Annotated in this window: 11 protein-coding genes and 1 pseudogene; 3 read left to right on the top strand and 9 right to left on the bottom strand. The window is 58.1% G+C overall.

The features are described from left to right. Positions 1–15: 15 nt before the first annotated feature. Genes ACTJKL_RS25340 through ACTJKL_RS25325 form a run of 4 tightly spaced genes read right to left on the bottom strand, consistent with a single transcriptional unit; the run spans position 16 to position 2,307 of the window. Positions 16–1,413: an APC family permease gene (locus ACTJKL_RS25340; RefSeq protein ID WP_024899959.1), complete on the bottom strand. Its 1,398-nt coding sequence runs from the start codon at positions 1,411–1,413 to the stop codon at positions 16–18. Between the two features lie 13 nt (positions 1,414–1,426). Next, on the bottom strand, positions 1,427–1,594 hold the full coding sequence (locus ACTJKL_RS25335; RefSeq protein WP_024899960.1) for a hypothetical protein: 168 nt from the start codon (positions 1,592–1,594) through the stop codon (positions 1,427–1,429). A gap of 4 nt (positions 1,595–1,598) precedes the next feature. After that, a complete protein-coding gene (locus ACTJKL_RS25330; RefSeq protein WP_430764937.1) occupies positions 1,599–1,985 on the bottom strand; it encodes a hypothetical protein in 387 nt (128 codons plus the stop codon). After that, positions 1,975–2,307, bottom strand: a complete 333-nt coding sequence (locus ACTJKL_RS25325) for a hypothetical protein (protein ID WP_440609540.1) — start codon at positions 2,305–2,307, stop codon at positions 1,975–1,977. The genes ACTJKL_RS25330 and ACTJKL_RS25325 overlap by 11 nt, the downstream gene beginning before the upstream one ends. 1,342 nt (positions 2,308–3,649) lie before the next feature. Between ACTJKL_RS25325 and ACTJKL_RS25320 the strand changes: the two are divergent. Next, a pseudogene (locus ACTJKL_RS25320) lies at positions 3,650–4,200 on the top strand (DDE-type integrase/transposase/recombinase); the annotation flags it as partial. Between the two features lie 18 nt (positions 4,201–4,218). Here ACTJKL_RS25320 and ACTJKL_RS25315 read toward each other — a convergent pair. Both ACTJKL_RS25315 and moaA read right to left on the bottom strand, forming a co-directional pair. Next, positions 4,219–6,306 carry an oxidoreductase gene (locus tag ACTJKL_RS25315; protein WP_024899965.1) on the bottom strand — a complete coding sequence of 696 codons (2,088 nt, stop codon included), beginning with the start codon at positions 6,304–6,306 and terminating at the stop codon, positions 4,219–4,221. A gap of 884 nt (positions 6,307–7,190) precedes the next feature. Then, on the bottom strand, positions 7,191–8,234 hold the full coding sequence (gene moaA, locus ACTJKL_RS25310) for a GTP 3',8-cyclase MoaA (RefSeq protein ID WP_024899966.1): 1,044 nt from the start codon (positions 8,232–8,234) through the stop codon (positions 7,191–7,193). A gap of 26 nt (positions 8,235–8,260) precedes the next feature. Between moaA and ACTJKL_RS25305 the strand changes: the two genes are divergently transcribed. Then, positions 8,261–8,410 (top strand): hypothetical protein, encoded by a 150-nt coding sequence (locus ACTJKL_RS25305; protein WP_161662585.1) that lies wholly within the window; start codon positions 8,261–8,263, stop codon positions 8,408–8,410. A 464-nt stretch (positions 8,411–8,874) separates the two neighbouring features. Next, the gene (locus tag ACTJKL_RS25300; RefSeq protein ID WP_243016908.1) at positions 8,875–9,534 is read left to right on the top strand and encodes a nucleotidyltransferase family protein; all 660 of its coding nucleotides are present in this window, start codon (positions 8,875–8,877) and stop codon (positions 9,532–9,534) included. A gap of 351 nt (positions 9,535–9,885) precedes the next feature. Here the strand turns inward: ACTJKL_RS25300 and ACTJKL_RS25295 are convergent, their stop codons facing one another. From ACTJKL_RS25295 to ACTJKL_RS25285, 3 genes are read right to left on the bottom strand one after another with little or no spacing between them, the layout of a single operon-like run. Then, on the bottom strand, positions 9,886–10,956 hold the full coding sequence (locus ACTJKL_RS25295; RefSeq protein ID WP_243016909.1) for an ABC transporter ATP-binding protein: 1,071 nt from the start codon (positions 10,954–10,956) through the stop codon (positions 9,886–9,888). A gap of 3 nt (positions 10,957–10,959) precedes the next feature. Further along, positions 10,960–11,829: a carbohydrate ABC transporter permease gene (locus tag ACTJKL_RS25290; RefSeq protein WP_024899969.1), complete on the bottom strand. Its 870-nt coding sequence runs from the start codon at positions 11,827–11,829 to the stop codon at positions 10,960–10,962. A 5-nt stretch (positions 11,830–11,834) separates the two neighbouring features. After that, positions 11,835–12,710, bottom strand: a complete 876-nt coding sequence (locus ACTJKL_RS25285) for a carbohydrate ABC transporter permease (RefSeq protein WP_243016910.1) — start codon at positions 12,708–12,710, stop codon at positions 11,835–11,837. Positions 12,711–12,739 lie beyond the last annotated feature (29 nt).

Genomic DNA, 12,739 nt, shown 5'->3' with positions numbered 1-12,739 from the left:
GCCTCCTGCTCAGCCTCAGTAGCCGTTCGGGCGCGGCCACGGCATGGTGAACTGATCCCCTCTGCGCACGAAGCGGTATCGGCGGAAATGGAACCAGAGGGAGGCGACGATGTAGAAGCCGATCATCGCGATAAGCTGCGTACCGTAGCCGAGGAACACCGCGAAATAGGCCGTCGAGCAGAGCAGGAACAGCACGATCGTCGGCAGCGGATGCAGCGGATGGACATAACCACGCTTGATGCTGCCCAGCGGCCATTTCTTGCGGAACATGACCATGTTGAACGTCATGAACGTGTATCCCAGCAGACCGGACAGGATCGAGAACGTCACGACCTGGTCGAGCGGCGCGCCAAGCGCGAAGATCAGCGCGATCGGGACGAGGAAGACGATCGAGCGGTAGGGCGTGCGATAGCGCGGATGGACGGCGCCGAACCAGATCGGCAGGTAGCGGTCGCGTCCCATCGAGAACCAGGCGCGGGACGCATCATTGATGCAGCCGTTCGCCGACGCAAGCGTCGAGAACATCGTGCCGATGAAGAGCAGCACCATGAGGCCGCTATTGCCCGTGACGCGTGCCGCGTCGAACAGCGGCGTACCGGCCTGGCCGAGATATTCCCAGGGAATGAGGCCGGAGCAGACATACCAGGTCATGGTCGCGGCGATCAGCAGCGTCATGATCCCGGCCATGGTGCCATAGGGCAGCGAACGCGCCGGCGAGCGCACTTCCTCGGCCGCCTGGCAGGTGCCTTCGATACCGAGATAGAACCAGAGGCCGAAATGCAGGGCGGCAACGATGCCCACCCAGCCGTAAGGCAGGGGATCCGTCGTCACGGCCGAGAAATCGAGCGGCACCTGCGAGCCGCCGAACTGGACGACCAGGAACAGAGCGACGATCGCAAGGAAGGCGATGGCGGTGATAACGAGATTGAACGTCAAGGTCGCCAGAACGCCCCGGTAGTTCAACCAGGCAAGGAACATGATGGACAGCACGATGAAGGGCTGCTGGCTGAGCCCGCTATGCCCCTGCAGGCCGGCAACCGTATCGAGAAGGAAGCCGATCGTAATGGCATTGCCGGCCTCGAGCATCGTATAGGCCATGACGAGAAAGAGGCCGACATTGAAGGCCATGAGCGGCCCGACGATATGCTTGGCCTGCGCATACTGGCCGCCTGCCGCGGCAACCGTCGACGTCACCTCCGAATCGATCATGGCGACGCAGGTATAGAGAAGGCCGGCGACCCAGCAGGCGACCAGGCCGGCAATCATGCCGCCTTTGCCCACCGAAAAGTTCCAGCCCATATATTCACCAACGAGAACGATGCCCACGCCGAGCGCCCAGATATGGGCAGGGCCGAGAACGCGGAGCAGCTGCAGTCTTTCCGGTTGCCCGGCCGTCGCTGGAGATTTCGACATGCGCTTGTCCCTTTTAGATGACGTGCCGCTCTGCGGTGGCCTCGATTTCACCCTCGCGGGAGGATGTCAGCAGGTCGTTGTCGTAGGTAGTGTCGACGCGCGCCATATCGTAGAGCATGGCGATCGCGAACACGGCCGAGAGCGCCCAGGCGGCATATTCCAGGATGTTCCAGAGATCCATGTGCTCACCTTTTTCCGTTCGGGCCGAAGCGCTCGTCGATCACCTCGCGATACTCCTTGTCGGAAAGCCTCACGACGAGGAGGAAGTAGCCGATGACGAGCACCGCCATCACGATGAGCGCCGACCAGCTGAACGAATAGTCGAAGCGGGCCGTGATCATCTCGTTCACGCTGGCCGGATCGGTGTAGCCGAGGGCCGCCCATTGGGCCTGCTCGCCGGCATTCTGGCCGAGCGCTTCCCATGTCGGGTTCTCGATGGGCGCCGGCGTCTTCGCCGCACCCGCGAGGCCGAGATAGAGGGGAACGTAAAGGGCACCGATGGTCAGGACGAGAAGCGTCAGAACGTCGAAGATCTGCCCGGCGAGACCCTGTTGCGGCGGTTTATAGGCCATGATTAGCTCCTTCCCGGCGGCGGGCGCGCATTTCATCGAGGTGCTTTAGGTCCAGCCCGTAGATGAATTCCCTATCTTCGACATAGTGGCGAAGCATGGCGATAATGGCCGCGGAATTGAAAAGCAGAACCAGCGCGCAGAAGATCGAAAGGATGATGCGGATGGCCGGGATCGAAATGAAGGGCCATACCGTGAAAAGGGCAAACAACATCGTACACCAGAGCACGACGATAAAAGAAATAAGGCCGGCACGATCCCGCGCGTGCATTTTGTCGATGCGGCGGGAAAGGTGTATATCCATACCTTCGCTATGCGACACCATGCGCTCTCCTCCCCAGAAGAAATTGCCCCCCAGGCAACTTAGTTTCGCAGTGGGAATATGAACGGTTGCCGCGAGATGTCAAGCAAACCCGCGCTATTTTGCCGCACCAATCGTCAAAGCGTCATCCACGAGGCAATCACCAAAGCCATGGTGCCGGAACCTGGGGATCAGGCGCAGGGACCACCGGATGCGACGGCGCCAACAATGGCTGGCCCGGCGCGGGAGAGCGCAGGTCACGGCGGCTTGGCGGTCGGGTCAGAAATGGCACAGTCGCTCGAAAGCCATTTCTGGATATGAACCATGACAGAACCAGCGTTGTCGCGCTGCCACGGAGTTGACGCAAGACCTGGAACACGTGGAGCAGGCTGCCCGACCTCGATCGGCAGATCCCGGGCACCTTCGAACGTGTGGAGGTCAGGTGTGAAAGCCGGGACGGCACCTGCGGTCCCCCTCCGATTCCCAAGATGGCGCAGAGCCTGCAAAGCTCTATGTCGGTCTTCTGAGTTATCTCAAGTTCATCTGCCAGCTGATTGATAATTTTCGTGAACTCGCGATCTGGTCCAAATAGATCGCGACCATCTCTCGCACAACGGCGGGTAGGACCCTGGCCTCGTCGGCTAAGGCTTCCTCCAGCACTCTCACGCTTGCCGGCTTCAGATCGGAACGGTGGCCAGAATGAAATCGCGATAGGCCGGCTCGTTTGGAACCAATGGCCGACTTCATCTGAATGCGCACTCTGCCGGACCAGACATTGGTGGGCGCGGAAAGCGACGGCACAACCCTTCGTGGCGGCGCTTTTCCTGAAGAACCGCATGGATGGCCGTGGCGCCGCCTTCACGATCGCTTCGGCGTCTTAGCGGTCGTTCTCTGACGCTTGACCAAGGGTTTCACCTAGACGGCCGGAACCAACCGGACTCGTGCCCGTGTGCTGCGTCACTCGACCCCAATGATGCGACGTCGTGCACGCGTCCATAGCAACCACGCAAGCCTGCTAATCAGTCAGCAATACGATCAACGGCGACTTTGACAAGGCGCAATTGAAACCCGGCCGTGCAAACTTGGAAGTTACCCTTCACCGGGTCGATTGTCGGCATGCACATCTCAGTCATGAATGTACCCTCCGATTGGTTCTGAACCGTCATGACCGCTGGGTGGGGCATCCACCGCCTCCGTTCAAATTGTGCGACAAGTAGCCATGGATGAAACGACCCAAGGCCTTGCTTATGCGCATCAAAACTCCTCCCAATCAGACGAAAGAGCAGCGTTGCCTTGGAACGAGGCATACAGTTTGGCTGAGAGCTGACGCGCCGGCGATGGAGCAGGACGTGATGTGGCCGCGACTCTGAGGCCTGTCCGGAAGCGCAAGCTGATCGACGGGATGCTGTTGGACTGGGGCATATCGATCCGACGGGCCTGCAAGGTCCTGAGGTTCGACACGTCGACCTACCACTACAAGTCCCGCCGCTCCGGACAGGCCCACTCGAAAGACGCATCAAGGAGATTTGCGAGACACGCGTGCGGTATGGCTACCGGCGGGTCCATGTTCACTTGCGCCGCGATGGTGGGAAGATCAACATGAAGAACACACGCAGGATTACAGTGAGTTAGGCCTTCAGCTGCGTAACAAGCACCCCAAGCGCCAGGAAGGCAAAGCTCCGGGAAAATCGTCAGGAAGCCGCCGGCCCGAACGACGTCTGGGCGATGGACTTCGTCCACGACCCGCTCGCGACCGGCAAGAAGCTACGCATCCTCGCCGTGGTCGACACGCACTCGCGCTATTGCCCCGCAGCCGACGTCCGCTTCACCTACAGAGGCGAGCATGTGGTCCAGACCCTGGAGGGCATCTGCCGGAAGACCGGCTATCCGAAGACGATCAGGGTGGACAACGGCAGTGGGGGCTCAGGTCAAGGGTCAGCGCGTACCACCGAATTGGTCCCAGTTATTCGCTTCTCGTACCAAAGGTCGCTCGATCAAATAATTAATGTCGCCGATTGGCCTTTGGTCAATTTCTCGACCGAACCGATGTCCTGAATGAACCGCATCTGCGATTGTGCCTGGCGCATAGCAGTCGCCGACCGCATGGACGGTGAAGTTCAGCCGGTTGTCTGCAACTGTCTTTCGCAAATCACGAAGTAGACCGTCGTTCGGTGAGCGTAGACAGATCATTACCACCGTCGTGGCAGGCAACCGGATTTCTTTCCCGGTGTAGATGCAATGGGCTTCTACCTCGTCGGTGCCGACCTCGACTAGACGTCTAGCCGTGACGAGCTTCACACCCAAGCTGAGCAAAGCTTGGTGGACGACCTCGCGCTCGGACGTATATTTAAGTAACGGAGAGGGTTCTGGATCGGGGGTAAGGATCGTAACCTCCAGACCTTGCTTGGAGAGCTTTTCAGCGATAACTCCTCCTAGATAGTAGCCTTCATCATCATAGATAACAACCGGCCCTGTAATCGTCTGGCCCGCAAGGACGTCATCGGGAGTGATGACGTGTCCCTGGTCCCAACCCTTGACCGGAAAACGGTTTGCCTTGCCGATTCCGTCCCGGTCCCACCTTGCTCCAGTTGCGATGAGTATTGTTGAAAAGTCAAAATCGCCTACATCGGAACATTGTATTTCACTTCCGAGGTAGACATCGATATTTGGAAACTTGTTGATCTGACCGATTCGATAATCTGCTACGCGCCGATACGTTGATAAACCTGGTAGTGTCGATTCGAGCACCGATCGACCTCCAAGGAAAGTGTTTCTCTCAGAGAGCGCAACAGAATAGCCGCGCCGTCCAAGTGTTAGAGCCGCCTCAAGTCCTGCTGGACCCCCGCCAACAACAAGCACGCGTGCATCAGACCCCTTTCCCGGAACGCGTTCGGGATGCCAACCTCGCCGCCATTCTTCCCCCGTTGTTGGATTTTGCGTGCAACGGATCCCACCACCCATGTATTGCATGGACAGGCACGTATTGCAGCCTATGCATTCACGAATATCGTCGATACGACCTTCTTCAATCTTTTTCGGGAGAAAGGGATCTGCAATCGACGGGCGTGCCGCTCCGATCAGATCGACCAAACCCTTCTTGATGAGCGACACCATCCGATCTGGTGACGTATAACGCCCGACGGCAACCACGGGCTTAGATGTTACTTGTTTCACAAAGGCGGTAAACGGTTCCTGCCATCCCTCATCGGCGAATCGCGCGGTCATTACATCGAGATTGATGTTCTGAATGTTAACGTCCCAAAGGTCAGGCAGTTCGGCCAGCATTTCGACGACCCGTCGACCGTCTCCACTGCAGGTGTAGCCCGCATCGCCAAGGCCCTCATCAACACCAAAGCGGACCGCAACTGCACAGTCGGATCCAATTTCTTCTTTGGTATCCTCAATCAACTCACGCAACAGTCGGGCGCGATTGGCAATAACTCCACCGTATTCATCGGTTCGCCGATTGACACGTTCCGTGATAAAATCGCCGGGCAATCCCATCATGTGGCTCGCGTAGACGTACACGATGTCGAATCCGATTTCGCGTGCGCGCCGGGCAGCAGCGCGATGCCATCTTCTAACGTCGCTAATATCCTGCTTATCCATCTGCCGGACGACAGCCGGTACATCCATTGCAGGCCTGGGTGAGGCAGACATCGGGCGCTCTCGGGACATTCGGTTTCCGGCAAGCGCACCCTGATGGGTCAACTCGCACCCTGCAAGCGCCCCGTGCTTTTGAACCGCCTCTACCATAAGCCGAAGTCCGGGCTTATCATCATCCGACCAAAGCCGCTCACCACCGCTCGGGGATGAATCCGAGGAAGGATGGATCATACACAATTCAGTGTTTACGACACCCCAACCGCCCTCTGCTTTGATTTCTCTGAACTTTGCTGTCGCGTGCGGAGAAAAAGTACCAAGCGCTGTACAGTGCGGAACTTGGTAGAAACGATTTTTTGTCGTCTTAGGTCCAATTTTTACGGGCTCAAAGAGTACGTCGTATCGCGGATCACGTGCCATGCAACCTCCCACGGTTTGCCGCTCAAATCAGCTGCATAAAACCCCACCGTTGCCGCGTGCATTAATAGGATCTGTCTGCAAATGAAGCCCGTCCCAGACGAGACAGGTATTTGAATGCCCCACCGCTTGACGCACCCTGCCCCGTGTAGTTGGCGCCATCACGGCTGACGCCAACTACACGCATCCTCTAAGGTGAAGAGGACGCCCCGGCTGATGGAGATCACCACTCGATGGTAGGACACTCAATCGAGGTGGAGCCTTCGCTGTTGTCGAAGCAGCTGCGCCACCAGCCTAGCAACGTTGCGATAGCTTGCAACATATTTATTCGTAGTTTTATTTTTTGCGCAAGCTAGCTGAACTCAATACAAAAGAGCACAGAGAGCAACAATTCAACTAAACGTACGATTTATAACGATTTATTCGATATGTTTTTCCCTGGCGCCAATTCTATCTGCCAACGTGAAATCATCGATGATCGTGGTCATTCATCTTCGGAATAATTCTTCTGCTCGACAAGCCTCCATTTGTAATTGGCAATGGTTTCGCAGGGTATGGGTCAAATTTCAAACTCGTTTGATGCTGACAGCGACGGCGGGGAAAGTGCCGGAGCGCCCGCTGTTGGCAGCTGCACCTCTTACCCGGTAACAGATGCAAGGCTACCTGCCCAAGCATGGCGTTTGGCGCGACAACACTGCCTGCCTTTGCCCTGCAGAAATCTCTCCCCGAATCCGGCAACACGTTTATCGTGAGCGCGAAGAGCGGCCTACGTGACCGGGAGAGCATGTGTGGTAGATTTTCGCCTGCCTGTTTATAGTCCGGCGTTTCCAGCGCCGGTCAAATTGCGGCGAGGGCGGTTCAACGCTGGTTTCCTGGCTGTGCTAAGCTCAGCCGCCAGTGACGCTCATGTGGCGGGCAACGGCGGGTATGTTGCGGGTGCGGTCGATGATGAAGTCGTGGCCCTTGGGCTTGCGGGTGATCGCCTCTTCGATGACGCGCGATAGATATGCGTCGTCGTCGGAAGCCCTGAGCGCCGTCCGCAGGTCGGCGTCGTCATTCTGACCGAGGCACATGTAAAGCGTGCCGGTACACGTGAGGCGGACGCGGTTGCAGCTCTCGCAAAAATTATGGGTCATCGGCGTGATCAACCCAAGCCGCCCGCCGGTCTCAGAGACACTCAGATAACGGGCGGGGCCGCCGGTCTTGTAGGTGAGGTCCGAAAGGGTGAACTCGCGGGCGAGGCGATCACGCATTTCCGACAGTGGCAGGTAGTGGTCGGTGCGATTCTCGTCGATCTCTCCCATCGGCATGGTTTCGATCAGCGTCAGGTCCATTCCGCGCCCATGCGCCCAGCGCAGCATGTCGGGGATCTCGGTATCGTTGAAGCCCTTCAGCGCGACGGCGTTGATCTTGACCCTGATGCCGGCCGTCTGCGCCGCGTCGATGCCTTCCATCACCTTCGACAATTCGCCCCAGCGGGTGATCTGCCTGAACTTGTCGGGATTGAGCGTGTCGAGCGAGACATTGATGCGCCAAACGCCGCAATCGGCGAGTTCAGAGGCAAAGCGCGACAGCTGCGATCCGTTGGTGGTCAGGGTCAGTTCATCGAGAGTGCCCGAATGGACGTGCTTGCCAAGCTCGCGAACCAGCAACATGACATTCTTGCGCACCAGCGGTTCGCCGCCAGTCAGGCGCAGCTTGCGCACACCCTTGGCGATGAAGGCGGAACAGAGCCGGTTCAATTCCTCCAGCGTCAGAAGATCCTTCTTCGGCAGAAAGGTCATGTTTTCCGCCATGCAATAGGTGCAGCGGAAGTCGCAGCGATCCGTCACCGACACCCTGAGATAGGTGACGGCGCGTCCGAACGGGTCGATCATCGGCGCTGTGGGATCAATCTGAGTGCCGACCTGGTCGATGGTGACGGTATCCAACGAAATTCTCCTGTTGAATTAATGTCGTGAGCGAAACGGGCGGCGTTAAAACCCGTGAACACATTCTTTCCGTCGAGGAAAGTGAAGGCAAAGAATTCCTTCCGCCAGGCATCTGCGATATTGCGCAACGATCGAATTGCGCCATTTTCATTGCCCTGTTACCGGGTTTTGCTTGATCTTGTCCAGTCGATGCCGGACAGCAGAAGCAAGAACTGTGCATCGAACCATTTGCGGCCGGACGAACTTCCACTCTTAGCCATTTTGTCGCAGGGATCATGCCTCACCTGCCCGGGAATGCGGCGCAACCGATCAAGCCGTTTCGCCGGGAGACAAAAACATGGGTCTGGAGGCCCATAGATCGCAACGCGCCGGCTAGGCGAAGTGCTCTCTCGTGCAATTGCGCGTAGGTGAGCGTCGCGGAGTCGGTATCGGTGGGCTTCCGACTGTTGCAGAGTAGCCTTTGATCGCCCAGAATGGGATATGTTTAATATTAGACACTCTGACGAAGGGGAACAGGCGCAGCGCTGACGAGCAATCGAAACGCACCGTTTCCCATCCTCGCAGCACAAGTTTGGTCGAAGGCCGCATCGACCGCCTCAAGACATTCCGATGTTGCGGCTTCTCGACTGGCGATCTACGGATGATTGAGCGGCAGAAAACGGTGACAAGGAGCTCGGGCAAGCGTGAGCAACCGATCTCCGTTTCCATTGTCCTACTCGCGGCGGGACTATCGAGCCGGATGGGTGAAAGCGGTGCTCATAAGCTGCTCGCCGAATTTCAAGGCGTGCCGCTCATTCGCCGATCCGCGATAATTGCAAGCAAGTGTGAGAGCCATTCGGTCGTCGTAGTGACCGGCTATCGGCATCACGACATCGGGGGTTCGATCTCAGACCTCCCAGTCGCGCTCGTGCACAACCCCGGCTTTCCGTCCGGCATGGCAAGCTCAATCGCTGTCGGTGTCGCGGCTGCCGAGGCCAATCAGCCGAGCGGAATAATGATCATGCTCGCCGATATGCCCACGCTGACCGGGGCAGATCTTGACTCTCTCATATCGGCGTTTCGGGATCACGAAGCTGCGTGCATCATCCGCGCGGTGGCCGGCGGGAAATCGGGCAATCCAGTGGTTTTCCCCGGCATGCTTTACCAGGAACTGAAAAGCCTGAACGGTGACAAGGGCGCGAGAGAGCTTATTCGCGCTTCCACCCTGCCCGTCATCGATGTTGAGATCGGTGACGGCGCGCTTATCGATGTTGATACCCCACATGCCGTTGAAGCGGCAGGTGGCGTTTTGCGTAAATAACGAATAGCGGCTCTTTTTCAATGCGAACGGATGCAATCACTGACTTCAAAGTCGAGAGACGCCACCACGCTTTCCCATATAAATGAGCTCTTCCAGTAAACCTTCTTCGCCGGAGCTTGGAATACGAACTGTCGAGGCTGTGGAAAATTGTTTGCCTCGGTAGATACCCATCCCAATCACGTTAGGAACTCCAGCACGCGTCAGCGTCGGAGTTGACCCAATCGTCGGCCCACACTGGAGCCGGGCTTTCGGCAGCCGCCTGGGTGCCAAAGGGACGCAGGCCCGCAAGCGTCGACCTGCAATGCGTTTTGCAAACTTGCTATGAGTTATCTTGGCGACGCATCGGCGCGCTCAAAGACGTCGTTGGTTCGCGACGGAGAAAAGTGACGCTTTGGCGATATCGAGCTTCAATCCAACCTCCTTCGGCGTTGCGCGCGCCGATGCTACGGCGAGACGCACGCTGAAGCGCTTGCCAAAGCAATCGAACCAGCCAAGGGCATCCGCGCCGAGCAATTCGATGAAGGACAAGGTCGCCGGCAGGCTGCCCGGCGCGCCGCGATCAACGACGCTTATATCCTCGCAGCGCACGCCTAACACCGTTTCGGCCAGATTCGTAGCATTTTCAAATTTGTACTCGGAGACATCGATTTGGGTATTGTCCGTAACGAAGCTCGCCTCGCTATCCAGCCGGCCATTCAGGAAGTTCATGGAAGGTGACCCGACGAAGCCGGCGACGAACAGGCTGGCCGGTTTCTCATAAATGGCCTGCGGATGGGCGAATTGCTCGACCTGCCCCTTGTACATGACGGCCACACGGTCAGCCATGGTCATGGCCTCGATCTGGTCATGGGTGACATAGATCATAGTGGACTTTAGCTTTTCGTGGAGTTGCTTGAGTTCGACGCGGGTTTCGGCGCGCAGCTTGGCGTCTAGGTTTGAAAGCGGTTCATCGAACAGGCAGATCGATGAGGAACGCACCAGGGCCCGGCCGATCGCCACACGCTGGCGCTGTCCGCCCGACAGCTGGCCAGGCTTGCGCTCCAGCAGCGGTTCGATCTGCAAGAGCTTCGCCACCCAGTCAACCTTTTGCGCGATCTCAACCTTGGGGGTGCCGGAGATCTGCATGCCGAAGGAGAGGTTGCGCCGCACCGTCATGGCCGGGAAGAGAGCATAGGATTGGAACACCATTGCGAGGCCCCGCTCGCTAGGCTCCAGGCCGACGACGTCCCTGCCGTCAATGACGATCTGTCCGGCGTCGCAATCGTCCAGGCCGGCGATCACGTTGAGCAGCGTGGACTTGCCGCAGCCAGAAGGGCCGAGGATGACGACGAACTCGCCCTTCTCGATGTCCATGTCGACGGATTTGAGGATGTCGAGGCCGGCATAGGATTTCTTGATTTGGCGGAGGGAAATGCTGGACATGGATCAACCCTTGACGGCGCCGGCGGCGATGCCGCGGACGAAATAACGGCCGGAGAGGAAATAGACGACGAGCGTCGGTATGGCGGTGATGAGGGCGGCGGCCATGTTGACATTGGGATTGGCCGCGCCACGGGCATTATTGACGATGTTGGTCAGTTGCACCGTCATCGGCAGATTGTCGTTGCCGGCGAAGATCAGGCCGAGCAGATAGTCGTTCCAGATGCCGGTGAACTGCAGGATCGCCACCACAACGAGAATATTGGTCGAAATCGGCAGGATGATCGACCAGAAGGTGCGCAGGAAGCTGGCGCCTTCCATGCGGGCCGCCCGGCTGATTTCATCCGGCACGCCGACATAGAAATTGCGAAACAGCAGCGTCGTATAGGGCAGGCCATAGATGACATGCACGAAGACGATGCCGGCATAGGTGCGAAACAGCCCGATATTGCTGAGGATCTTCACCGTCGGATAGAGCATGGCCTGGTAGGGAATGAACAAGCCTACTGTCACCAGCAGCATTGTGATATTCGCATGGCGCGATTTCCATTGCGCCAGCGCGTAACCGTTCAGCGCTCCCGCCAGCGTCGAAATGATGACGGCGGGGATGGTGATCTTGATCGAGTTCCACACACCGGGGCGCACGCCTTCGCAATCGAGGCCGGTGCAGGCGCTCTTCCATGCGGTCACCCAGGCATCGAAGCTCGGTGCGAACGGAAGGGTCAGGAGGTTGCCCTGGCGGATCTCCTCGATCGGCTTCAGCGAATTCATCAACACGAGCAGCAGCGGCATGAGGAAGAAGATCGCAGAGACGACGAGGAAGGTATAAAGGCCGATGCGCGCGGCGCGTGGCGCGAACGGTTTGGACTGGGCCAGCGCGATCATGTACGCCTCCGGAATTCGCTGTAGAAATACGGCGCAAGCAGCAGCAGCGAGAGCAACAACATCATAATCGACGCTGCCGACGCGAGCCCTAGATTGACGCGGGCGAAATAGAAATCGACGGCGAATTTCGCGGGCATTTCAGTCGAAATGCCGGGACCGCCCTTGGTCATGGCGATAACGAGATCGTATCCGCGGATGACTTCCGACATCAGAAGCACGACGCAGGAGGCGATGACCGGACGCATGCCGGGAAAGATTACCTGGAGATAGGCCCGCCACAGCGGAATGCCCTCCATTCGGATCGCCTTCCACAGATCGGTGTCGATGCCGCGCAGGCCGGCGAGAACGATGACCATGATGAGACCGGCGGAATGCCAGATGCTGGCGATCACCAGCGTGTAGAGGGCGCGGTCGGGGCGCACCAGCCAGTCGAAGGTGAAGCTTTGCCAGCCGATGGAGTGCATCAGCGCCTGCAACCCGTTGGAGGGATCGAGCAGCCAGCGCCAGGACAGGCCGGTGACGATCAGCGACACAGCCAGCGGATAGAGGAAAATGGTGCGGAACAACGATTCAGCGCTGATGCGGCGATCCGCCAGAACCGCCAGCAGCATGCCGAAGGCTAGCGTACCAACGATGTAGAGTACACCAAAAATCACCATGTTGACGCAGGAAACGAGCCAACGCTGGTTGGCGAATAGCTTTACGTATTGGCCAAAACCAATGATCTCGTAGCTCGGCACCAGTGTCGACCGCGTCATCGACATGTAAAACGTCCAGAAAATCGAGCCGTAAAAAAATATCGCGATAGCGGCGAAGAACACCGCCACGGTGATATCTGGCCTGAAGGCCTGCCGGTTGAGCCAGCTTGTCATTCCGAGGTCTCCCGAAACCCTCATGGGCG

Origin of the sequence: Sinorhizobium sp. 22678, assembly GCF_052044265.1 — a bacterium.
GTDB classification, from domain to species: Bacteria; Pseudomonadota; Alphaproteobacteria; order Rhizobiales; family Rhizobiaceae; genus Sinorhizobium; species Sinorhizobium meliloti_A.
Note: the sequence above shows the minus strand (reverse complement) of the source record. Positions and strands in the feature narration are given on the sequence as shown.

Bases quoted from the DNA above. Each gene is read 5' to 3' on its own strand.
- ACTJKL_RS25325 (WP_440609540.1), bottom strand. From the start codon at position 2,307: ATGGTGTCGCATAGCGAAGGTATGGATATACACCTTTCCCGCCGCATC.
- ACTJKL_RS25300 (WP_243016908.1), top strand. From the start codon at position 8,875: ATGATTGAGCGGCAGAAAACGGTGACAAGGAGCTCGGGCAAGCGTGAG.
- ACTJKL_RS25295 (WP_243016909.1), bottom strand. From the start codon at position 10,956: ATGTCCAGCATTTCCCTCCGCCAAATCAAGAAATCCTATGCCGGCCTC.
- ACTJKL_RS25330 (WP_430764937.1), bottom strand. From the start codon at position 1,985: ATGGCCTATAAACCGCCGCAACAGGGTCTCGCCGGGCAGATCTTCGAC.
- ACTJKL_RS25340 (WP_024899959.1), bottom strand. From the start codon at position 1,413: ATGTCGAAATCTCCAGCGACGGCCGGGCAACCGGAAAGACTGCAGCTG.
- ACTJKL_RS25335 (WP_024899960.1), bottom strand. From the start codon at position 1,594: ATGGATCTCTGGAACATCCTGGAATATGCCGCCTGGGCGCTCTCGGCC.
- ACTJKL_RS25315 (WP_024899965.1), bottom strand. From the start codon at position 6,306: ATGGCACGTGATCCGCGATACGACGTACTCTTTGAGCCCGTAAAAATT.
- ACTJKL_RS25285 (WP_243016910.1), bottom strand. From the start codon at position 12,710: ATGACAAGCTGGCTCAACCGGCAGGCCTTCAGGCCAGATATCACCGTG.